Consider the following 22830-nt stretch of genomic DNA (forward strand, 5'->3'; position numbering starts at 1 on the left):
ACCTTCCCTCACTTAATACGCAACAGACGTAAGCCTGTTAATGACTCATCACTATTCACTTCACTTTCAAGGAAATGTTATGGCTGATATGACGATTACGCTCAGCATACAACCCGGCGCAGGACTGTCATCGACAGGTCTTAATTCCCCGCTTTCGGGCAGCAACAGCGGGGCTTCACCGCGTTCTGCGCAGCAGGATAGCCAACTTATGGAAGCGCTGGGCACATTGCTTAGCGCGCTCTTGCCTAATGCACAGGGCAATACGCCATCCTCAACCGATGGCGGCCCGTTGGGTCAGGCCGGCGCGGGCAACGGTGGCAGCTCGGCGTTAGGGCAAAACGGCAGCCCTGCCGATATACTGATGAAACTGCTAGAAACGCTGATTCAGGGCAAAAATGGTCAGGAAGCGGGGAATCCACTCTCTTCCGGTTCGTCGGGTGCAGCAGGCGGCAACGGCGGTGCCTCACCGCTGGCGGGTTCATCCGGCACGGGTGGCGCAGGCGGTACACAAAATCCAGAAGATCTGAGCCGTTCCCTACTGCAAGATTCGGCAGGCAGCGCATTAGATAATGCGATTAGCCCAACGGCAGACGGCGGTGGTCAACTGAGCGGTAACGATCTGCTAAAAGCGCTGCTGGAATTGATCGGCAATCTGATGGATTCACAGAAAGGTGAATTCGGTCAGCCGCAAGAAAAAGGACAATCACAAGGCGGTGGATCGCCGTCAGTGGGCGCGCCGCAGGCTTCATCCGGCGGTGGCTCGCCTGCCGCACCGTCTGCTCCCTCTGCTGGCGGCGGTGGTTCACCTGCTGCACCATCAGCGCCGTCTTCACCCGTTGGTGGTAGCGGCGGCGGCGCGTCTGCTCCACTAACAGCCGCCCCAACTGGCGTTGATGGCGGCTCGGCGACATCCCCCGCGACGTCAACAGCAGGTGCTGGCCCGGTTGCATTCCCAAAGGCCAGCGGTGATGCCACCGTGGTAAATGACACCATCAAAGTCGGCCCCGGCGAAGTCTTTGACGGCGGTGGTAAAACCTTTACCGCAGGCAGCAAGTTAGGCGACGGCGGCCAGGCTGAAGGCCAGAAGCCGCTATTTGAGCTGGCTCCAGGCGCAACGCTGAAAAACGTGGTGTTTGGTGACAATGCGGCAGATGGCGTACACGTGCGCGGCGATGCCAAAATTGATAACGTGCATTGGACCAACGTGGGTGAAGATGCGCTGACGGTGAAATCCAATACTGGTAAGCCTGCCAACGTTGAAATCACCAACAGTAGCGCTCAGGGCGCTTCCGATAAGATTTTCCAGTTGAACGCGGATGCCAACCTGACCATCGATAATTTCAAAGCGAAAGATTTCGGTACGTTTGTTCGCACCAACGGCGGACAACAAGGTAACTGGAACTTGAATCTGAGCAACATTGACGCAGAAAACGGCAAGTTCTCGTTCGTGAAAAGCGACAGTGAAGGGCTGAACGTCAAAGGCAGCAATATCAACCTGACGAACGTCAATAATCACTACAAAGTGCCGGATTCCGCCAACTTACAGGTGAAGTAAGATGCCAACCACGATGACCTCTCCCGCACCGACACGCTGGGCGGATATCGCCAGACAAGGCGGATACATTACGCCGACGCAACGTGAATCGTTCACGCAGGCGATCCATTTAGTGAGAACACAGTTGAACACGGTACTCAGCCAGTCAGGATCGCTGCGACGGGGTGAGTTCGAGTTCGATGCCTTTGTGGACTCGCTGGAGCAGGATTTCCTGCATCAGGCCGACATCCATACGAAGAACGGGCTACATAGCGACGTGGCACAGACCTCGTTCTGGGTCGCCCGCCTGATCGCCGATCGTTTTATTGCGGTGCGTCAACTGTAATACGTGCGCCATACCGCACCGGGGAAAAGCCAGCCTGGGAAACCTGTGCTGGCTTTTTGTGGCTCGATTAGCTAGACATCAGGCGTCAGTAAACCCTCACCCAATGGTGACGGTTCCTCCCCCAATCAACACACCACCGCAACTCACACCATCCCCCGTTCGCGCCGCGGGTTTACCGTCAACGAGTACGCTGGATGAACCGCTGCTAATGCTCCGGTCATGGCCGTGAGGAGCCAGCGGATCGCCTTGTCGGGCCAACGGCATACCATCAACCTTAACCGTTGATGAACCCGCCGCGACGGGCGTCGGCAGATGGTTACCGTGCCCGGTGTCGCTATCGCCTAATTTAACTGCGTTTCCCATTTTTAGTCCCTTCTTAATCCGTTGAGCACACACCGAGAGATAAATCACGTTATTTAATCGGCTGCTGGTCCGTTTTAGGCTGGTTGGCACGATAGGCATCCATGATCGGTGCCCAGTCCATGCCTAATGGGATAGGGTGCTGTTTAAACAGTTCGCCGTATTTTTTGTCGAAATCATCAATGCCGTATTGTCTGGCTACGGGTACCTTTTTATCATACCAATCATCGGTGACCTCTTCGGCAATGCCACGGGTAAGCAAGAGATCTGGACTAACGCCAAGCCCGCGTCCCATCAAGACCACCTCATAATAACCGCCGGGTGCCAAGCCAAAATAGAGCCGATTTCGTTGATCAAGACGTTCACCAATCTGATAACGCTGTTGCATCTGCTGCGCCAAATCGGCCGGTAAATCAACCTTGATGCGGTAGCGTTTGCGATCATAGGAGGACACCATCTCTATAATCGCCCTGTCGGGAACAGGCATGCCGTCTACCGGTAAGCCGCCACCTCCCGCCCAGTAATAGCGCTTTTGCGTAATCCTTTTTACACTAACGCCAGGTCCTACGCCTCCTCCTGGATAGCCGCCGATAAACGTCCCACCACGATAAAACTCAACGTTGGTCGTCCACGTTTCATCAATATTGCTGCCCGTACCATAACGCCAGCTAACCGGAGTTTTGAAATTCGGGGTTGAGCAGGCGGCCAGCGAAATGCATAACCCCAACGCCATAATAAACGCTCTTAACATCATGCCTCCACATTGCCGATGATATGCCGTCGTTCCTTGCTGACGGTGGTTTCTTGTTTGTGGGTTCCCGCCGGACTGGATATGCCCTGATTGCCAGAAGGCAACGCAACAGGCCCTCGTCCAGTCTGTTGCGTTAGTGACATCGTGTTAGTTAATCGGCTGTTGATCGGTTTTAGGCTGCTTAGCGCGGTAGGCATCCATAATCGGTGCCCAGTCCATACCTAAGGGGATAGGGTGTTGTTTAAATAGCTCGCCGTATTCTTTGTCAAAGTTTTGAAGCGTCACTGTGTATTGACTCACGCCGATTGGAAATTTTTTATCATACCAATTGTCGGTCACTTCTTCGGCAATGCCACGGGCAAGCAAGAGGTCTGGTTTGACAAGCAACTTATCGCCTTTCAATAGCACCTCATAATAACCGCCGGGGGCTAAGCCAAAATAGAGCCAGCTACGTTGGTCTATGCGCTCACCAATTTGGTAACGCTGCCGCATCTTTTGGGTCAAATCGGCAGGCAAATCAACCTTAATGCGGTAGCGTTTGCGGTCATAGAAGGACACCATCTCTATCGAAGCCTTATCAGGGATGGGAACACCATCGGTAGGTAATCCCCCGCCGCCCGCCCAATAGTATTTTCTATCAATGATATATTTGTACGGCGCACCGGCGTTACATCCCCCTCCGGGATAGCTGAATACAATTTCACCTTTATGGTAAAAGGTGGCTTTTGTTGTACAAAAACTGTCAATATTGCTGCCTGAACCATAAGACCAGTTAATGATTTTTTTGGGGTTCGGTGTTGAGCAGGCAACCAACGAAACACACAGCCCTGCTGCCATAATAAACGCTCTTAACATCATGCCTCCAGATTGCCGATGATATGCCGCCGTTCCTTGCTCACGGTGGTTTCCTGTTTATGGATTCCCGCCGGACTGGATATGCCCTGATTGCTGGCACTGCGGTGCACATAGTCACGGCGCAGCGCCCGATACACAGCTGCCGGAAGCTGCTGGCTCAGATTTTTTATCACGCCCTGCTCGGTGGCCGCCAACGCCCAGTTCTCATCCAGTTTGGTCAGATTCACCGCTGGCAATTTGATGGCTCCAGACTCAAGACTCAGTGTACTTACTGTAGGATCCCAGTCCTTAAACGGCACGCCAACAGCGCGTCCCGCTTCCACCATCATATGTAATGGAATGCGGGAATACTCGCCTTCGACCACCCGACTCATCACCACTTCCACATAAACCGCCTTTTTAGGCCATGCATCATCCTTACCGCGCCGCCGGATAAATGAATAGGGGATCAGGCTAATTGCCCCTACGGGTGGTGTGGTGGCACGCGCTAAATGTGGGTGAAGCCGATCAACCCAGCCTTGCGCGATCTTTTCCTCGGCATAGGCGCGTGCCTGACGATAGGCTCGGCTTTCCGTATCCAGCGTCGTCGGCGCTTCCTCGCTCATAAAGCGTTCCAGCTCAAGGCATTCCGTCAGTGCCGGGTCGCTGTTCGGGTTAGGCAGACTCCAGCGGCTATAGTACCCGCCACCAATATCCGAGTGTGCACCCGGCAGCGCCAGTTCAGTAAAGTGCGGGGGGATGCTGGTGCCAATCGCCGTAGGAGTGATGCGCGTTAACGGGAAGTACTTTCGCACCTCATCCAACGCCGTCAGATGCACCACCCGTTCGGCACAGTCATCCTGCAAACGGATATTGAGGCTGGGATGGTACGATGAGGCCACCGTATCAAAAATCCCGACAAAGGTGGTACGCACATAGTCCCGGTTTGCCCAGTCAAATCCCGCCTTCAGGCGGATGGTGGGGGTATTGGCCACCGCCTGCACCAGCGGATGATCGGCCTTTTGGTCGATGACGTTAACAAAATGGCGTGCCGCCGCCGCTCCGCGGCTGAAGCCAAAGACATCGAACACAATCCGGTGAATACATTCAATATTGGATAACGAATCTTCCAAGTCGCGTATAACCGCAGCAACAATCCCTTGTTCACAGGCCTGATTCACCTTGCCCACGATAGAGGTATTTTCACCACCAAAATCGAGATCCAGCCCCTTCGTCAACATATCGTCCGTTTGGTATTCCATGCCATCTTTGCCCGCAACCGGATCGCGGGTGCCGATACCGCTGATATAGCTATGAGCACTGAATGTCTTTGCCCCAAAAAGATATTGATCGTACAGTTTTCCTACGTTTGTAATATCGTTAGCCGCACTGTCACTCACCGGAAGCCGTCCCATCTGGCAGCCGCGTAGCTCTTTCTCCCGTTGTGCCGGATCGGAACAGGTTTCTGCCAGCCATTGCTCCACTTTTTTAAGACCGGATTCAGCGTTATAAGTGTTATTCCCCGTACCATCGAAGAACACACCAATACGCAATACGTTGATCTGGTAGCCTTTTACTTCGATGACGTAGGAATGTTTAGTAAATAAGCGAACGTTTCCGGATTTTCCTTCCTGATGCGCTTCTGGCAACGGTTGTTCAGGCGCGGTAAGGCACAGGTCACCCGTGGTCGCCTTAATATGTTCACGTGGCGTGTCATCATGTCCGACTTTTTCTGCCACATAGCTAGGCACGGCACTTTGCCCTTCCTTCAAGGCCTCATGCGATTGCGCCGCCTTGAGCCAAGGTTGCGTCTCCAGTTTGACCGCTATCGGGCCAACGGCAAAACCGCGCACCAGCGTCGGCCCGTCGTTAAGCTTCACCGTTTCGGCCTTGCCGGTATCGTCGGTTAGTGTCGCTTTTAGCCCCTTAAACGAACGGTTGTGTTCATCACGAACATCAATCTCTATCCAGCCATCGTAATGTTCGCAGGGGATGCAATAAGGATCGGCTGCCATCAATTAACTCCTATTAACGCATTATGCTGCACCATCCAGTGGTTAACCTGAGCGAATTCTGCTTCAGTCAGCATAAGCGGCGCTCGAATACTCTCCAGAGGAAGCCCGACCTGCAAGGTCAAGGCTCCCGCCACCACGCCATCAAGCACGTCACCCTGAATTCCCTCCGCATTGGCTTGCCTGAGAACTAGCAAAATAGTGCCTGCCGGGTCGGGATGACGCTCCATCATGCTCGTCATGACCTGCCACAGACGCCGACGAAGAATATAGGCGTGACGTTCGTCGTCATACAGCGCTGCCAGATGATGCGAACGAATATGAAACCAGGGCGTTTCTAACGAGGGATGAAACGGGGTATCAGGGTTACGCGTAAACCCACTGCCGTTGATCCAGAGTCCAGTGCAAGGCCCCAGAATGGCAGTCTGCTCTTCCTGGCTCATGGCACAGAACATCGGCAGGAAGATACGAGGTTCAGAGAAACGGAAACAGACAACCTCCCCTTCACGGATAACCTGTATCAGGCTTTGCCAGTGGCGGCGAACCATGTCAGTTGGCTGTTCACTGACCAGATAAAAACCGTGCAACTCGGGAGAATCCGCCACAAACTCGAGAGAAGGATTAAGTAGTAGCCAAGGGCCTAGTGCGGCTTGATCACTAAACGGCGTACCAGCAAAGAGCGGAAAAGCTTCTCCCTCGCTGAGTTCATAGAAACGCGCCACCGCCGAGTAATCCGCCGCCCCATCGACGATCGCAAAGAGTGTCCCTCCATGCTCTGCTCGCCAGGTATTCAGGCTCATGCTTTACCTCCCTTTGCGAGCGGGCAAGGCTTAACAAGCGGAGACATTGATTCCATGCTTTTATGAATAGCAGGGGCGGGTAACGTTGCTGGTGGTGCCGGAGGCACTGCAACACTACCCGGCAGGATGGGTATCTGCCCTGCCCAGCCAGAACCATTGCCAGCACTGCCGCCGGAGTTAATATTAATAGCCGCCCCGACCACACTCACGCCGCTGGGATCGATCTTGATGAAGCTTCCCCCAACTTTCAGCGTCAACTCTGCGCCAGCTTCAAGCACTATCTTGACCCCAGCTTTCACATGCACTTCCTCACCAGCCTCAACCAGCAGTGCCTGCCCCAGTTTCTGGTGCATTGAGGCATCAACGGTCAGCGAGTGCTCCCCTTTAATGTGGTCACGTTTCTCATTCTCAACCGTCAGGTGATCGTTGGCTTTGATGCGGGTCACTCGCTCATTATCAATATCCGTATGCGCGTCGTGTTTGATGTGCCAGACGACGTCATTTTCAACAAGCGCGTTGAGATCTTTCTGCCCGTGAATATAAATCTCCTCCTGCCCGGCTTGATCTTCAAAGCGCAGCTCGTTGAATCCTTCTCCCTGATGCGTTTCCGTGCGTAGTACGGTGCGTGTCTTGTGGGCAGGCAGATCGTAAGGAGGGCGGTTAGTCGCATGAAAGGTTCTGCCCGTCACAATCGGCTGATCCGGATCGCCCTCAAGGAAGCTGACGATCACTTCATGGCCGATACGTGGGATCGCGATCATGCCGTACTGGCCGCCTGCCCAGCCTTGGCTGACACGCACCCAGCAGGAACTCTGGTCGTTACTCGCGCCGTAGCGGTCCCACGGGAATTGCAGTTTTACCCGACCGTACTGGTCGCAGTAAATCTCTTCACCTGCTGGGCCAACCACCGTCGCAATTTGCGGGCCGTCCACCATCGGATTGTACGGCATAGCAGCACGCCACGTCGTCGTGCCTTTCACCACGGCAAAACTGTTGCTCATGGTCGTCGGTTCGCCGCCGCTTTCCTCTTCCAGCGCCTGCGGCTGTTGCCCGACGTGCGTCACGCTCACCGTCTGCCACACCGCATTCAGCGTCGTATTTGGATGCTCCGTCAGCGTGAAGGTGTTGCCCGGCATCAGCCCCGCGCAGTTAGATTCCCCTTCGCTCGTCACCGCTCCTGAGCGCAGCGCATCCAGCCGGTAACCGCTGAACGCCTTGCCGCTCGGGTCTTGCTTATAGCGCCCCGGATAGTCGTAGTGCTGGTAACTTTCGCGCTGGTGTTCTAGTTCGCCGCTCGTTTTCTTGTGCGACAACCCATAAGCCGGCGTCTTGAAGCTGTAATCCTTCAGCTCCACGTCCGATGTGCTTACCCGCTCCGCGTAGTGGAAGCGCCGGACGTATTCGCCCTCGCTTAGCCCTTGTGTCGCCAGATTGAAGAACAGCTCGGGGCCTTTGGTCAGTGCACCCGCATCGTCGGCAAACACCACCCGGTGTTTGCCCTCTTCGTATTCGTGGAAGAAGTACATTCCCTCCTCGGCAGCCAGACGGGTGATAAAGGCTAAATCGCTTTCCCGATACTGCACACAATATTCGCGCACTGCGTGCTCGTTACGCAGCGCAAAGGCGTAGTCGGTAATGCCCGCTTCTTCCAGCAGTACACCGATAATCGCCTCCGGCTTTTGGGCCTGAAAGATGCGGGCGTTGGTACGCAACCCTAGCCGCCACAGGGCTGGACGGACTTCCGCCTGATAGCGTGTGCGCCGGAATCCGGTGTCGCCCTGCGTGAAGCCGCTGATAATCCCGCTGACCCGACGCTTTAGCTCACCCTCATACCAAATCATCAGCTCGCACGGTTGGTCCAGCACCGCGCCAAAATCGACATCCGGCAACGCGCTCGCCAGACTCAGCGACAGACTGAAAGGCCGGTTCAGCCATTCATCCAGCCTGAAATCCACCACCGCGAAAGTGCCTGCTTCCAGGGCACCAACCTTTACGGTGAACTGTAATCCTGTACTGTTTGCCATCGGCTTTCTCCTTATTGTTATTCTTATCCTGCTGCCATAGCTACTGCATGCGCCGATGCGTTTCGCCGCTACCCTGATGAAAAGCAAAATGCTTAAACTGTGGTCTGAGTCTGCTCACACCACAGTTCAGATTGATAAAGCATCACATTGATAAGACAAGACGTTATAAAGACGCCCTATTGGCTAAAAACACCACGCTAGAGAAAAATGTAGAAAATTCAGGGCGAGTAGAGATTCGGTGTGTTCATCACACAGTAGGAGGCAAGAAAGTCGCGGGTATTAAGCGATAGGCAGAATAATGAGAACGTTCCCTGTAACATCCTTAATGCGAGTCCTGTTGATAAAAATGGCGCATAAAGGATAGCAAGCGAAGTGAAAACTCAATAGTGCGAAGAAAGGGCTGAAAACAGGCCAATCAATTGATTAATAGTGAAATAGTTTTTCTGCAATTAATAACAAGAGAGCAAGACTTCCGCCCTGCTCTCCTCAATCTTCCGTTTAGCTGGAGAGCTTCTTCAACCCCATATTGACGATACGGTCGCCAATCATCGCCGCATCAATGCCCAGAGACGCACCGCCGTTGCCGCGAGCGCTCAGGTTAGTGTTGCCGGTATCACCCGCCACCGCGCTCTTGATCATGCCAACCGCCTTCATGAATTTATCCATGCTGCCCTTGGTCATACCGTCGTCATCCGGCTTGCTCAGCGCTTTAGCCCAGGATTTGTCATCTTGCTTCGCTGTCTGCCAGTTATCTTTTTGGTATTCCGGCTTGCCGAAGACTTCAGGATATTGATCCATAAACTGACCAATCTCTTTCGCCATTCCGCGATCTTCTTTATCGACGAAATAACGCGTTGGGCTGTCATTGTGTGTGCTGATGTTGTTCAGTTCCTGCAAACCGGCTTTTTGCCCAACACTCATCCCCAGCGTGCTGCCCAGTTGATTAAACGCACCCGCGCCGCTCAAGCCTTGCAGACCGTTATTGCCCAATTGCAGCGGTGACGTTTGCCCTTTCGTCTGGCTCAGGCCGTTGCCCAAAATAGCAGACAGTGCATCGTTAACGCCTTGGGTATAGGCAGAAATTTCCGGCGACGACGGCTGTTTGTTGCCGAAAAGCCCACCCTGCTGCTGTGACATGCCGCCGCCCAGCAGATCTTCCAGCGCGCTAAACAGCAGGCTGCCCATCATGGCCGATGGATTCATGGCATTCATACCGGCACCCAGCGCGCCGCCCAAGCCACCGCCGAGCGCACTTCCCAACCCGCTGCCAAGGCTGCTGCCGAGACCGCCCCCCAGACCACCGCCCAGTAAACCGCCACCGAGTCCGCCCAGACTGCTACCCAAACCGCCAAGGCCACCGCTCATGCCGCCGCCCATCATGCTGCCCATGAACATCATGGTCGTCATGATATCGGACAGCTGTTCTGCGATGTTGCTACGCTGGCCACCAAACGCAGACTGCGACGGCGATCCGCCATTTTGTGAAGACTGAGATGGAAATAAACCGCCGTTACCGCCCGCTTTGATCGTGATTTGCAGAGAAGCTCCGCCACCAAGAGAATTAAGCATAATGTTTCCTCAATGAGTAAATGGGTTATGAAAGCGCCAATGATGTGCGGTCAGCCCGCGTGATTGTGACACTCCCCCATTAAGTGATTTTCTTGCCTGCTCAGTTCCCATCGTACGCACGAAAACGCATGACTTTTTCACGGTTCAGCGCGGCGACAGACCGGCCAAACGCCACAGTTCGTCGATTGCCGCAACTGAATCAGTCAATGTGGATAATGCCCGATGTAACCGCAGATGTTGCTGTTCATCCAGGCTCAGGCTAATGGCAAACAGCACGTCAGCCTCCAGAAAGCGGCGTTGTAAAATTTGCCGCAGCATACCGGGGTAATGTCGAGCGGGAGCCAGCGTTAAGGTAAGCGTCGCCTGCCGCTCTGGCACTGCCGTAAACCACAGCGTGACGCCCGGTTGTACCGTCCAACAAGCGGCCGGCGCCGTTTCCAGCGCCGTGAGAAAGTCATGCTGATTGTCGAATTCCACCGCGGGCTCACTCATCCACGCTGACCCTGCTGTAATCCGCCGGGCCACTACGCAAATCGGGCTGCCACCAGATGATTAATTGCCGCGTTTCAGGTTGCGGGCGACAGGTCACCGAGGCGCAGTTGGCGACCTGCCGCGGGGCATTGCAAGCGCTCAGCAGGAGTACTATCAGCGCGACGGACAGTGCTTTATGATTCATGACAACTTCCTGTTTTAATTGAGATCGCTACCGAGATATCAGCAGGTTACGTCGGGCTGGCTGGGGCGTCAGCGCGGGCTGCAAAGCCAGGAAAACCTCGCTGGATTCTCCCGGTGCCAGTGTGGTTTTCGGCCACACGGCCACCGCTAACGTGCGGCTACTGGCACAGGCGGCTTCATCAAAACGCTGCGGCTGTGTGCCGCCGTTACGCACGACGCCAACGCTCAGACGCACCTGACCGTTGCCGTACCACTGATAGCGCGAACTGTCGTAGATCAGGCCCGACTGCGAGCGGCACACCTCTCCCAATCGCGCACCTTTGCTGTCGGCCTGAAACCCGGCGGGAAGCTGGCGGCTGGCAAGATCGCGAAACGCGCCTTCAATCAGGCTGTAGAGATCCGTTTTACCGTTGCGTTGCGCGACGCGGTTCATCGCACCGTTCAACTGCTGGCGATTGGCGGAGGAAACATAGCGCGTGGGATCGGTTTGATCGCCGACCAGATGCGGCGTCAGAATAAACAGGCGCTCACGGCGCGAGACTTCATGACGCGTCGAGGTAAACAGTTGTCCCAGCAGCGGGATATCTCCGAGGATCGGAATGCGACGATCGCGGTCACCGCTTTCTTCAACGTGAAAACCGCCCAACACCAGCGCACGGTTCTCACCAATCAGCGCCTGCGTGCTGACGGTACCGCGTTTCACACCGGAGGCCTCACCTTCACGCCCCGTCTCCACCTGACCGTCTTCGATGTCAATAACCAGTTGGATGCTGCGCTGCGCGCCTTCGCCGATCACACGCGGCGTCACTTGCAGGCTAGTCCCCGCCGTCACGGGCTGAATGTCCGCGACACGCTCGCCCGTGGCCGTGATAAATGCCGTCCGGCTGAAATCGACAATCGCGGGCTGATTTTCCAGCGTCAGCACGGAAGGATTCGCAACAATGGAAGCCGTTCCTTCCCCCTCCAGCGCCTGAATGTCGGCGAAGAAGCGTTTGAAATCGCTGACAAACAGGGTACTCCGCCCCATCATCATCGTGCTACCCGCGCTCACATTGCCGAGCTGTGCCTGCCAGTTCGCTTCCAGCCGCGACATGGCGGTCCGGTCCACATCCAGAATAATGGCATCAATGTTGACCAGATTTTGCGGTACGTCGATATGCTCGACGAGCTGCTGATACTCCGCCCGGCGTTTTTCATCATCCCGAATCAACAGCGCGTTATTACGCACATCGGCGGAAATCTTGCCGCTCAGCGTCACACGGCCTGATGCCTCACCGTTGCGACCTGGGTTGTTACGCGTTGCCAGCCGGGTCATCAGCGAACGCGTACTGTCCCGCATCGCTTCCATGCCGTTATCCGGCTGCACGGGCATCGGGCCGGATGCGCCCGCTGGTGCGGCACGCTGACCATCCATCAACTCATTGAGAATGGTCGCGACGCCGGGAATCGTGACTTTTTGATCGCGATATTGCAGCGTCCGGTCAGATACCGAGGCATAGCGCAACGGAAAAATCATCACCTTGCGCCGTTCATCCTGCTTTTCCCGCTGCTGGCTAAAATTACGGATCAGATCGATATACGCCTGCGGGCCGGTGACCAGCACCACGCCCTCTTCTGGCAATTCCCCCCAGCCGAAGCGCGCATCGAGCAGCCCGATACCGCTGAGCGCCTGTTTGATATCGGGCGCGGCGTCCGGGGAAATTTCCAGCCGCACCGACGCCTGTTCATCCTGCGGACTGACATAGAGCGCATTGTTATACACAAACCACTGAAAGCGATGCTCCAGCGCCAGCCTGTCGAGAAACAGCGCGGGGTTATCCGCCCGAATTTTCGCCGTAACCTCATTGTCCGCAATATTACCCAGTACCAAATCCACACCGTGGCTGTTGGCAAAACCCGTCAAAATCGCAGACAGTGGCGTTTGCTCGGCAGAATAGGCATACGCGCCCTTATTCCAGTCGGGTGGCGTGGCGGCGTGCGCCAGCGAAATGATCCCGTTCACTGGGATAATCCCCATCAGCACCACCGCCCAGCAAAACCAGCGATAGACCGCCAGCAACGTGCTATACGATCGATGACGTATCAATCCCTTACGCATGTCGTTCTCCTTGCAAAAAAGCGAGCGTGTTCAGATTCAGTGGCGCGGAAACGGGTGCTTTCGCACGCGGCGTGAGCAGGCTCAGCCAGACATCCCGTTGATTCAGTAAGGTTTCCAGGCTGCGGCACAGCTGCATGACGTCATCGGCATCGGGCCGCATCCAGAGCCAGAACTGTTCATCCTGTGGGGAAAGCGACAGTATGGCGGTGTCATCCTGAAACTGGGCGTGGGCGGCGTCAGCCAGCTGTAATGCGCGCGCCAGCATCGGCTCATCGGGTGTGGCACGCTGCGGAATGGCCGCGCTGCACGCCACGCCCGAAGATTGTCGCACCATCGTCACCGCGCCACCGTCAATGTCCAACTTTAGCGTCGGCGTCCCGCCGTTTAGCCAACGCTCCAGCATCGCGGCCAACTCAGTTGAAGTCATTGATGATGGCCTTTGCCAAGCCGTGTTTAACGCTCAACAGTTGCCCGACTGCCCAACTGGCATTGGAATAATCCATACTGGCTTCAAAAAAGGCGTAACTGTCCGCCTGACTGGCTCCGCCTTCGGCAACATTCAGTGCAATATCATCCAGTTGCTGCTGCGAATCGACCAGGTGCGCGTCAAGGCGACGCTGAATGGGGTTAAGGGACATAGCACGCTCTCCTATAAGGTATTTTCCTCACAAACGGTTTGGGTCGTTGACTTGACGTTTTGGCCGTTACCTAAACGTCATGTCATTGACTCAATAGTGAGTGGTTAACCTAAGCGGGCAGTTCCCAGTGGCGGGCAGTGATTTCACATCGCGGCGGGATATTCAGGAGGAATCAGTTGCGCCGTCGCCTGTCGCCAGCTCAGCGACATCACGCCATGCGCCGTAATCAGCTTCATGGCATCGCTATCCAGCGCCTCATCGCTGGCGAGACGCCACTCCAGATGCGCATATGCATCCAGCCAGTGCTGCACGTCGGCAAGCTGGGCGGGATGGCAGTACAGCGTTCCCCGGCTTTCTCCCTGCTGTTGCTTCAGCAGTTGCCGCAATAAAGCGTGATGACGCGACGGTGCGGGCGTTTTGTCCAGCAAATGCGCCAACGCATCGCGCAGCAGCTGTCCGGCTTGCGTAATCATGATTTTTTCCAGATCCATCCGCTCTTGCTGAACACCCTGTAATAGCGCATTCGCCTGCTGCCAGAATCCCGCTTCTGCGTGTTCTACCGCCTGCTCACAGAGCGTTCGGGCACGGTCGTGCGCTTGCGCCACAATCGTCTCGGCCTGCGCATTAGCCTCTTCCCAGAGTGTCCGACTGCGCCGATGCGCTGCGATGCGCTCCGCCGGAATAATCACCGTTTCATCCCGACTCGCGCCGGGTAATGTCACAAACGTCTTCGTTGTCAGCATTAGTCATCCTTACTGTGCAAGGTGAAATCGATTCTAGGTCGGTGCCGATGCCTTCCAGATCAGGGCATCGCACAGCGCATTCAGCCGTGCGGCGGGCAATGACATCGTCGGGGTATCGCAATGATGTTCCCAGTCACGGGGCCAATCGCGAGGAAAAAGCAGCCGCAGACGCGGCCAGCACGTTTCACCATAGCGAATGCGCAGCAGCGCCAACGCATCCTGATAGCCCGCAGCGGAGGGCGCCGACGATGATGAAACAGAAAAGGTGATTGATGACGGTAGCCATAAGCCCGGCCGCAGCGCCTTTGCCAGCCGCTCGCACCATATGCCCTCCGCGTCCGAGCGATCTGGATTACGCACGGGCTGACACACCCGAGCCATCAGCCGCAGTACCGTTTCCCGCTGCGCCGTATCCAGCGCGCTCATTTGTATCAGTGAGGCAAGCGGATCCGGCGGCAGCACTGGCGGCAGAGAAAAATGGCGATGAAGTTGCGCGGCGTTCACATGCAGCCAGTCGCGCCGCGACGGCGAATCAGGCAACCTCACATTCCCGCCCCACCAACTGGGATCGGCCTGTAACAGGCAGTCTTCTGCCCACCAGATCAGCCAGGCAAACGGTGTGATGTCACCCGATTCGCGCCCCAGCTTTTGCGCTTGTGTGGTCATGGTGACGACGACGCCCCCGCTTTTTTCTGCTGCCACTGCCGCAGGTAAGGCGTGCCAACGCGCCAGCCTAATAGCCCAGCCAGTAGCAAACCGAACAACCCCGCACTCCACTGCCAGCGCCGCATCTCATCCGGCGTGAGCGTAAACGGCCCCAGCGTGACGACGGGGATCGTGTCCTGATACGGTTCCGCCGGAACAAAGACGATCGCCAGTTCTTTATCATCCTTGCCAGACAGGCCGGGGATGCTGCTGGCGACCATACGACGGATACGTTGCTCCATCCCATCAGGCTCCAGTTCAGCACGATATTTGATAAACACCGCCGCCGAGGCTGGCTGAACCGGCTCGCCGGGGGCAATACGTTCGGGCAGCACCACGTGCACCCGCGCCACCAGCACGCCGTCGATCTGCGCCAGCGTCGCCTCCACTTCCTGCGACAAGGCGTAGATATAGCGGGCGCGCTCTTCCAGCGGCGTCGAGATCACACCGCTTTTCTGAAAAACCTCGCCCAGATTGGTACGCGACTGCTTCGGTAAACCCGCCGCATTAAGAATATTGACGGCACGTTCCATGTTTTTCGCATCGATCACCAGCGTGACGCCGGTTTTGTCCATCCGTTTCTCCGCGCCGATCTGATAGCGGCCAAGCATCGAAATCGCTTCGTTGGCATCGTTCTCCGACAGCCCGCGATTCAGCTCAATCGGCTCGCCACAGCCAGCCACTAGCCCGATCAGCAGAAGAAACACTCGCTTATCGATTTTCATAGGCCGCTACTGTAAGTTGGTGAGTTTTTCCAGACTTTGTACACTTTTCGCCACCAGTTTGGCGCTCAGCAGACTTTCCAGATAGAACGACGATAGCGTTCGGGTCGCATCCAGCACATCCTTTGGATTATTGGAGCGCATCGACTGGCTTACATCGCGTTCGGCAGATTTAAAAACGCCGTTCAATCCCTGAGATTTTTCCGCCAGTGCGCCCAGCCACTGGCTGTTGCCGCTTTCTGCCGTCATCGGTGCCGACGACAGCGCCGCGCTAAACCAGGACACATCCTGATTGGTGGCAGAAGAGGAAAAAGACGTACCGTTGTCCGCCAGCGGAGCATCCCCCGGCTGGGGCAGCGTAGTAGCGTGGTTGATTTTCATGGTGTGAATTCCATCGCGGACGGGATAAAAATAAAGCCGGAGCAAGGCTCCGGCTCGTTGCATCACGATCAGAACTGGATGGCTTTCGCCGCTTTCTGCCCGGAGTTCAGTGATTTGGACGCGGAATCCATCTGACCATCCAGAATGGAGTTTTCCGTATCCAGCGCAATTTTCTGTGCCTGAGCGCCCGCAGCACGGGTCAAAGAACCGGCCATCGCGGTATCCAGAGTCTGAGAAGCCGCCTGAGATGCAACCTGAGAAAGTCCTAAAGCCATGATATATCTCCAAATATAATGAATGTTTACGGTGGTGAACTGTCATGCTGTACATACAGTCATCTTGTTCATTCATTAAGTGGGAGAGCGGGTCAGTGAGTTCCAACTAAAAGGAAATTCTTTCTGTAATGTCATTCGAGAGGAAGAACTAGCCTAGTTTTATCTGTGTTTCCGACCGTTAGTCATGATGGATTTTCTTTTAGAATAATAGAAAGCGTTATTACCTTACCGAAAGGCCGTACGTTGTTTCTGATTTTCAGAAACGTTTTTATGCTGTGCAACTGGCAAGGATGCGATACCTGAACCCATGCCGTACTATTCCCGTCACGCTGCCAAATGGTCGCTATGCTCACCTTAACTACCAACACCGGATTGTGGCTCAGACTTGTTTTGATTTCATTTGGCAGCGCATTGCTGGCTCTGTTTATTGGGCAAGGGATTCTAGCCAGGCTGGAGCAAACACAACTGCTGAACTACAGCCAGGAAGTGCTCAAGCAGGGAACCGACGTCGCTCATGAAGGTCGGGAAACGATTAACCGAGTGCTGACGCTGGGTAACACCCCGTGCTCCAGTGCCGATCTGAAAGAATTGCGCCTGATCTCTTTTTATTCTGTTTATCTGCGGGATATTGGGCGTATCAAAGACAACTATCTTATCTGTTCAGCAGGCTGGGGAATCCTTAACCCACCGATTTATCTGCTGCCACCGAACCTGACGACCCCCGATGGCGTACAGCTGTGGACAGCAATGAAAGATGTGATTGACCCGCGAATTACCGCAGATATGGCAAGCCTCAACGGTGTGGTCACCATCACCGCCGCCGCCGCATTCCGCCGTTTTATTCAGCCGCCCGCCGACTACAGCGCCATGTTGACAACGCATAATCTGGATCACGTCTATCAAACGTTTGGCAACATCGATCTCCCTGTATTCAAGAAGACGCAACATCAGGATAATTCATGGCTGGCCATGGGAAAACGGCAGACGTTTTTCTGCGCATCGAATGTGAATATCTGTGTACTGGCTCAGTTGGATTCCGCAGGAATCCTATATCGTCCGTGGTATATCATCGCCTTGCTGTTTTTTGTCGGTGCGTTAGTCGGTGCCAGTTTTACCCTGTCCTATCAGCTCTACTACGATCGGCACCATGCTTTACCCTCACAGCTAAAACGCGCGATTAAACACCAGCGGTTTCAGGTGCATTATCAGCCGCTGATCAGCCTGCCACAGCGCGCGATTATTGGCGTAGAGGCACTGGCGCGTTGGAAAAACGAGCGCGGCAACAACGTCTCGCCAGAATTTTTCATCAGCCTTGCTGAAAAAATGGGCTACTCAGACGAACTCACCCGCATCATTACCCGTCAGGCGCTGCACGACATGCGGCCGTACCTCACGCAGGAGACGCCGTTTCTTCTCAGCATTAACCTGTCCGTTTCCGACATTGTTTCGCCTGATTATCATCGCTTCCTACAGCAGATGTGTGACGAGTTAGCCATCGATAAAACGCGCGTCATGCTGGAACTCACCGAACGGTCGAGCACATCCCATAAGACGCTGGCAGACGGCCTTGAGGCCTTACGACATTCGGGCTATAAGGTCGCGCTTGATGATTTCGGCACGGGATACTCTAACCTCGACTATCTAAGCAACTTACCGTTCGATATGATCAAGATCGACAAAATTTTTGTCGGTGCCATCGGCACAGATTCGGTTAATGCCGCGATGGCCGATCTGCTATTTACCCTGATCAAAAAGCTGGACGTCTCGGTGATCTTCGAAGGAGTAGAAACACGCGAGCAAGCCGCCTACATCCTGCAACAGTGCCCGTCGGCGATTATTCAAGGATGGTATTTCAGCAAAGCGGTGGCATTGCACGATCTACCGGATATCCATCACTATCCGTGCCCGCCGATAGAAGCGGTGTAGAGAGAAACGGTGTAACCCGAAGGCAGGCCTCTCCCCAAAACAGGCCTGCCATCTTCGGCCCTCATGCCTGACAGGCTTCCCCGCCCCCTGCGCACATTTCTCGCGCCGTCACGTTCAGCACTTTCAGGCGGTGATAGAGCGTCCGCTTGGGGATCCCCAGCTCCACAATCACATCGTCAATGCAGTGGTCGTGACGGCGCAGTGCATCCTGAATCAGAAATTTTTCAATCCTCTTTAAGCGGTCTTTCAGTTGCAAAGGACGCGGGTGCAGCAGTGGCTGAATTTCAGCCAAAGGCGACAACCCCAGCGCCCAGCGATCCGCCGCTGCTTTCAGCTCGCGGATATTGCCCGGCCAACTGTGGGTCAGCAGCTGTTCGTAAATTTCCGCCGTCATCGGCGGCAGCGTCATTTTCAGGCGTACCGCCGCTTCCTGACTAAAACGCTGAAACAGCGGCAGAATAAGATCGCTGCGGGAACGCAGCGTCGGCAGTTGAATCTTTACCGTATCCAGACGGAAATAGAGATCGCGGCGAAACAGCCCTTTTTCCACCAGTTGCAGCAACGGCGTTTGCGTCGCCACAATTACGCGCATATCCACGGGCGTGAACTGGGTGCTTCCCAGCCGCTTTACGCCACGGCTTTCCAACACGCGCAGCATCTTGGCTTGCAGCGTCATGGGCATACTGTCGATCTCATCCAGAAACAGAATCCCCTTATCTGCACTTTCCAGATAGCCGGCGCGGGAACGGTTTGCGCCGGTATAAGCCCCCGACACCACGCCAAACAATTCACTTTCGGCCAGATTTTCCGGCACGGCGGCGCAGTTCACCGCCACCAGCGGGCCGCTGCATCGAGAAAGTTGATGGATACGATTTGCCAATGTGTCTTTGCCCGTACCGGTTTCACCTTCCAGCACGATATCGACATTGAGGGGAGCAATAACATTGATGATAGGCAAGAGCGATGAGTGAATATCATCTGCCGTGTGTGTGGAATGTCCCGACAATGACGGGAAATAGTCTACTGATGGTGGTGCTTTTTCTAATGGTGAAGGCTCTGATAACGAATGCTCTAATGAAGAATCGTGCTGTCTGTCCTGACGGTAATAATAACTCATTAACTACTCCTGAAGCCCAGACGGGCTAACTGACTGCCTTCCATAACGTGGCGCCCTACCATGCATTTGCCGCGTTTCTCCGCATAACACAGGCCAATACCTCTCCAGTAGAACGATGATAAGCATTACCGCCATTGAATAATGAAACCATCAGGCATCGCTGAACATCAGGTAGGAATTCCAGAGGAATTTGTAGGGAAATACCTACAAAAAACGACCAACATAAGCAAAAACAGTCCGTTACCTTCCTAAACAATTAGCAGGAAAACGAAAGGATGTCGTAAGGAAAGCGTAAGCTTCAGCAAAAGGGATTCGCCGACTGTTGAATCCCTTTTATCTGTTGTTTTCGCACAGCGTATTCCCGCGATTAGGGAATGAGCTTCTTGCTAACGACGTATTTCACGATTTCCACATTGGTACTGAACTGCATTTTTTCCATCAGACGTGCCTTGTGGGTGCTGACCGTTTTGTTGCTGATGGCCAACTCATTGGCAATGGCGTTGATGCCCATCCCCTGCGCAAACATAATCATGATTTGGTGCTCTCTGGCCGTCAGTACATCGTGCTCGGCTCTGCCGCCCTCCGCGTAGTTGGAAAACACCAACTGCTCGGCAATCGTATGATCGATATAGCGAGCGCCCTGCGCCACGCGCCGGATCGCTGCTAGCAGCGCTTCCGGGTCTTTATCTTTGGTGATGTAACCTCTGGCACCACTCTTCAGCGCATGCTGCGCAATTTGCGCTTCGCTGTACATGCTGAGCACCAGAATCGGCAGACGCGGATATTGCGCCACCACGCGTGAAATCAGCGCTTCACCGCTGATACCGGGCATCGACATATCCAGCAGCAGCAAATCGGGCGTCACGCTGCGCAGCTGCGCCAGCACCTGTGCGCCATTTCCCGCTTCGGCGACGACGCTCAACGAATCATCCAGCGCAAAGATCTGCTTGAGTCCTTCCCGCATGATGACGTGATCGTCTGCGATCATTAAACGTATTGGTTTGCACATCGCTCATCCCTTCCTTTTGTTATTCTTATCCCGCGGTTAGCGGGTATAGCCATGTTTAGGAAACGTTAGCTGCACCAACGTGCCTTTTCCGGGCGCACTTTCAATAACCACTTCACCTCCCAGCATCCGTCCACGCTCTTTCATGCTCATGAGTCCGAAGGCATTTTTATTTTTAGCGCGAGAATCAAAACCTTTACCATTGTCCTTGGTGCACAGCACCACGCAGTCCGGCTGGTTATCCAGCGTAATGATTACCTGTGTGGCGGCGGCGTAACGCGCCACGTTAGTCAACGACTCCTGCACGACGCGAAAGGCCGCCGTGGTGCTTTCGTCATTAAGCGCCAGCGGTTCTCCCAACGTTCGCAGCAGACAGGTTGCGCTGTAATGCCGGTTAAATTCGTCGCACAGCCATTCCAGCGCAGGCGTCAGCCCCATATTCAATACATTCGGCCTGAGCCGAGTCGAAACGTTACGCACCACCTGGATCGTTTGGTCCGCCAACTGCATCAGCTTTTGCAAATGCGCCTGCATCTCTGGATTTTCCTTGGCAAAACACATCCGCATGAGCGACAGGCTTATGCGGATCGTGGTCAGGTGCTGCCCCAGCTCATCGTGAATTTCCTGAGCGATATGCTTACGCTCTTCTTCGCGTGAAATCTCACGCTGGCGCGCCAGCAATCGCAATTGCATATGCGAATCGGCCAGTTTTTTCTCCGCATAGCGAATCGCCGTAATGTCCCGTCCGACGGTCAGAATGGAAACCAGCGCGCCGTGCTGATCGAATTCGGGCACACAGCGAATATGGTGAATATGATGATGACGCTGCTCACCTCTCCCCAGCTCTTCCATGACTTCGCCTTCCGCACTGCTGCGGGTATCGACAACCAGCCGCACCAGCTGTTCCATGCGAATCGCACAGCCCACACCGGGCATCAGTTCCGTAATCATACGACCCCGAAGTTGCTCTATGGTGAAATCCAGATGTTTCAGACTGGCGGGGTTGGCGTACAGGCAGTTCAGGTTGGGATCGAAGCGGATAATCAAATCCGGTGTGTTCTCAACCAGCGCGCGAAATTCCTGTTCTCGCGCGTAAGCCAACTGTTCAATATGTCTACGTTCCCTGATATCTCTGACTACACACATGTTGTAGCTACGTCCTCTGTGTTGGAAATGCGTGAGATTAACTTCGACCGGAATAGTTATGCCATTGCGAGTAAGGTGCTTGGTTTCAAACGTGGTGCCGACGCCCGATGCGTATTCCTGAAACCAGTCGGGCGAGCTATGCTCAGCGACCCAGTCGGGATCGATATCGGCAACGCTCAAATGCATGAATTCCGTAATGCTGTAGCCCAGTGTCTGGCTGGCTGCTTCATTGGCGTAACAAAAACGCTGATCTTCATTGACGATATAAATCGCGTCCTTGATGCGGCCAAATGCAAAATCCACCAGTTCAAGCTCGGGGGCTTTGGTTTTCTCATCGGAACGAAAAGGTTGGGTGAACATCATTGCCATCTCCTTATTTGAATTAAGACTGTTGTGCAGCCACCCGCCGTGCAGGTAGCGCAATACGGCGTCTCAACATTCCAGAAGATGGACAGGGAACCCTGCAACGGCATCAATGCGACCTGATATCACGGCGTGCGACCACGAACTGAACGGCAACCGCCATCATTAAATAAAGCGGTCACCACCTCAGTCAGTGAAAAACGGCGGGTGCAGGTGCGTCCTTTCGCCCCGTGAAATGCCGTCAGGATTCTACGGCCTGACGGATCACACTTCGGGCACGAGACAGCCGTGACCGCACCGTACCGATCGGAATCTCCAACTGCAGCGCGAGATCCTGATAGCTGGCATCGGTATCCAGCAATTGCATCAGCATCTGACGGGTATCTTCAGGCAGTGAGACGATGGCATCCATCGCGCGTTTCAATGCCCGCTGGCTTTCGGTGATAGCGCCAGGATCGAGATCTATCGCGATATGTTCCAGCATCTCATCGCCCATTTCCTGAGCGCGCTGGCGTGCCTGCTTGAAATAATTGCGAACCAGGTTGAGGGCAATACCGAATACCCACGTCTCCGGCCGCGATGCTCCCGCAAATTTATCCTGATGTTTGAGCACTTCCAGATAGGTCATTTGCTGTAAATCCTCAACGTCGTCACGGTTGCTGACGCGCTTGCGGATAAAGTTATGCAATTTCTTTCCGTGTTGACGAAACACCTGTTCCCAATCGACAGATAACGCTGGGTAAAGCGAAGGGGTCTGTTCGATGTGTTTCAGGGTAGACATTTCCATTTGCTGACTCTCCGTTGT

Annotated in this window: 24 protein-coding genes; 3 read left to right on the forward strand and 21 right to left on the reverse strand. The window is 54.8% G+C overall.

What is annotated here, in order from left to right; translation table 11 throughout:
- Positions 1–79 precede the first annotated feature (79 nt).
- Together EIP93_RS12070 and EIP93_RS12075 are read left to right on the forward strand one after the other, a co-directional pair.
- Positions 80–1555 carry a pectate lyase gene (locus EIP93_RS12070; protein WP_109225715.1) on the forward strand — a complete coding sequence of 492 codons (1476 nt, stop codon included), beginning with the start codon at positions 80–82 and terminating at the stop codon, positions 1553–1555.
- Between the two features lies 1 nt (position 1556).
- The gene (locus tag EIP93_RS12075; protein ID WP_116362638.1) at positions 1557–1880 is read left to right on the forward strand and encodes a DNA-binding protein; all 324 of its coding nucleotides are present in this window, start codon (positions 1557–1559) and stop codon (positions 1878–1880) included.
- A 96-nt stretch (positions 1881–1976) separates the two neighbouring features.
- Here the strand turns inward: EIP93_RS12075 and EIP93_RS12080 are convergent, their stop codons facing one another.
- The 17 genes from EIP93_RS12080 to EIP93_RS12160 all read right to left on the reverse strand — a co-directional run bounded on the left by EIP93_RS12080 (position 1977) and on the right by EIP93_RS12160 (position 16467).
- Positions 1977–2243: a type VI secretion system PAAR protein gene (locus EIP93_RS12080; protein ID WP_103860606.1), complete on the reverse strand. Its 267-nt coding sequence runs from the start codon at positions 2241–2243 to the stop codon at positions 1977–1979.
- Positions 2244–2292: 49 nt separating this feature from the next.
- Entirely contained in the window at positions 2293–2994 is a 702-nt protein-coding gene (locus EIP93_RS12085) for a DUF2931 family protein (protein WP_223878617.1), read from the reverse strand.
- Between the two features lie 144 nt (positions 2995–3138).
- Positions 3139–3828 carry a DUF2931 family protein gene (locus EIP93_RS12090; protein WP_226310364.1) on the reverse strand — a complete coding sequence of 230 codons (690 nt, stop codon included), beginning with the start codon at positions 3826–3828 and terminating at the stop codon, positions 3139–3141.
- 17 nt (positions 3829–3845) lie between these two features.
- Positions 3846–5840, reverse strand: a complete 1995-nt coding sequence (locus EIP93_RS12095; RefSeq protein WP_125232758.1) for a T6SS phospholipase effector Tle1-like catalytic domain-containing protein — start codon at positions 5838–5840, stop codon at positions 3846–3848.
- On the reverse strand, positions 5840–6637 hold the full coding sequence (locus tag EIP93_RS12100) for a DUF4123 domain-containing protein (RefSeq protein WP_103860604.1): 798 nt from the start codon (positions 6635–6637) through the stop codon (positions 5840–5842). Before EIP93_RS12100 ends, EIP93_RS12095 begins: the two co-directional genes overlap by 1 nt.
- Complete coding sequence (locus tag EIP93_RS12105) at positions 6634–8661, reverse strand: type VI secretion system Vgr family protein (RefSeq protein ID WP_125232759.1); 2028 nt, start codon at positions 8659–8661, stop codon at positions 6634–6636. Before EIP93_RS12105 ends, EIP93_RS12100 begins: the two co-directional genes overlap by 4 nt.
- Positions 8662–9159: 498 nt before the next feature.
- Positions 9160–10230, reverse strand: coding sequence for a type III secretion protein HrpN (locus tag EIP93_RS12110; RefSeq protein WP_107332831.1), 1071 nt, complete (start codon positions 10228–10230; stop codon positions 9160–9162).
- A 144-nt stretch (positions 10231–10374) separates the two neighbouring features.
- Positions 10375–10722 carry a type III secretion protein gene (locus EIP93_RS12115; RefSeq protein ID WP_109225709.1) on the reverse strand — a complete coding sequence of 116 codons (348 nt, stop codon included), beginning with the start codon at positions 10720–10722 and terminating at the stop codon, positions 10375–10377.
- The gene (gene hrpT, locus EIP93_RS12120; protein WP_044207430.1) at positions 10715–10906 is read right to left on the reverse strand and encodes an HrpT family type III secretion system protein; all 192 of its coding nucleotides are present in this window, start codon (positions 10904–10906) and stop codon (positions 10715–10717) included. Before hrpT ends, EIP93_RS12115 begins: the two co-directional genes overlap by 8 nt.
- A 27-nt stretch (positions 10907–10933) precedes the next feature.
- Positions 10934–13003: a type III secretion system outer membrane ring subunit SctC gene (gene sctC / locus EIP93_RS12125; RefSeq protein ID WP_125232760.1), complete on the reverse strand. Its 2070-nt coding sequence runs from the start codon at positions 13001–13003 to the stop codon at positions 10934–10936.
- Positions 12996–13430 carry a type III secretion system chaperone gene (locus EIP93_RS12130; protein WP_125232761.1) on the reverse strand — a complete coding sequence of 145 codons (435 nt, stop codon included), beginning with the start codon at positions 13428–13430 and terminating at the stop codon, positions 12996–12998. The genes sctC and EIP93_RS12130 overlap by 8 nt, the downstream gene beginning before the upstream one ends.
- Positions 13417–13641, reverse strand: a complete 225-nt coding sequence (locus tag EIP93_RS12135; protein WP_009112566.1) for a type III secretion protein HrpF — start codon at positions 13639–13641, stop codon at positions 13417–13419. Before EIP93_RS12135 ends, EIP93_RS12130 begins: the two co-directional genes overlap by 14 nt.
- A 143-nt stretch (positions 13642–13784) precedes the next feature.
- On the reverse strand, positions 13785–14384 hold the full coding sequence (sctL, locus tag EIP93_RS12140) for a type III secretion system stator protein SctL (protein WP_125232762.1): 600 nt from the start codon (positions 14382–14384) through the stop codon (positions 13785–13787).
- Between the two features lie 33 nt (positions 14385–14417).
- Positions 14418–15050: a type III secretion protein gene (locus tag EIP93_RS12145; RefSeq protein ID WP_125232763.1), complete on the reverse strand. Its 633-nt coding sequence runs from the start codon at positions 15048–15050 to the stop codon at positions 14418–14420.
- A complete protein-coding gene (sctJ, locus tag EIP93_RS12150) occupies positions 15047–15814 on the reverse strand; it encodes a type III secretion system inner membrane ring lipoprotein SctJ (RefSeq protein WP_103860595.1) in 768 nt (255 codons plus the stop codon). The genes EIP93_RS12145 and sctJ overlap by 4 nt, the downstream gene beginning before the upstream one ends.
- Positions 15815–15820: 6 nt before the next feature.
- The gene (locus tag EIP93_RS12155; RefSeq protein WP_095994672.1) at positions 15821–16192 is read right to left on the reverse strand and encodes an EscI/YscI/HrpB family type III secretion system inner rod protein; all 372 of its coding nucleotides are present in this window, start codon (positions 16190–16192) and stop codon (positions 15821–15823) included.
- Positions 16193–16260: 68 nt separating this feature from the next.
- Positions 16261–16467, reverse strand: a complete 207-nt coding sequence (locus tag EIP93_RS12160) for a type III secretion system major pilin HrpA (protein WP_009112561.1) — start codon at positions 16465–16467, stop codon at positions 16261–16263.
- A gap of 345 nt (positions 16468–16812) precedes the next feature.
- On the opposite strand from EIP93_RS12160, the gene EIP93_RS12165 reads away from it, so the two are divergent.
- Positions 16813–18393 (forward strand): EAL domain-containing protein, encoded by a 1581-nt coding sequence (locus EIP93_RS12165; RefSeq protein ID WP_095701917.1) that lies wholly within the window; start codon positions 16813–16815, stop codon positions 18391–18393.
- 61 nt (positions 18394–18454) lie between these two features.
- On the opposite strand, the gene EIP93_RS12170 is transcribed toward EIP93_RS12165, so the two are convergent.
- The 4 genes from EIP93_RS12170 to EIP93_RS12185 form a co-directional block, all read right to left on the reverse strand.
- Complete coding sequence (locus EIP93_RS12170) at positions 18455–19510, reverse strand: sigma 54-interacting transcriptional regulator (RefSeq protein WP_116362647.1); 1056 nt, start codon at positions 19508–19510, stop codon at positions 18455–18457.
- 367 nt (positions 19511–19877) lie between these two features.
- Complete coding sequence (locus EIP93_RS12175; RefSeq protein ID WP_095699592.1) at positions 19878–20519, reverse strand: response regulator transcription factor; 642 nt, start codon at positions 20517–20519, stop codon at positions 19878–19880.
- 36 nt (positions 20520–20555) lie between these two features.
- Positions 20556–22025 carry a PAS domain-containing sensor histidine kinase gene (locus EIP93_RS12180; protein ID WP_119880363.1) on the reverse strand — a complete coding sequence of 490 codons (1470 nt, stop codon included), beginning with the start codon at positions 22023–22025 and terminating at the stop codon, positions 20556–20558.
- A 241-nt stretch (positions 22026–22266) separates the two neighbouring features.
- Positions 22267–22812, reverse strand: coding sequence for an RNA polymerase sigma factor (locus tag EIP93_RS12185; RefSeq protein WP_010302190.1), 546 nt, complete (start codon positions 22810–22812; stop codon positions 22267–22269).
- Between the last annotated feature and the right edge of the window lie 18 nt (positions 22813–22830).

This window comes from Pectobacterium versatile, from assembly GCF_003932035.1.
Lineage (GTDB): Bacteria > Pseudomonadota > Gammaproteobacteria > Enterobacterales > Enterobacteriaceae > Pectobacterium > Pectobacterium versatile.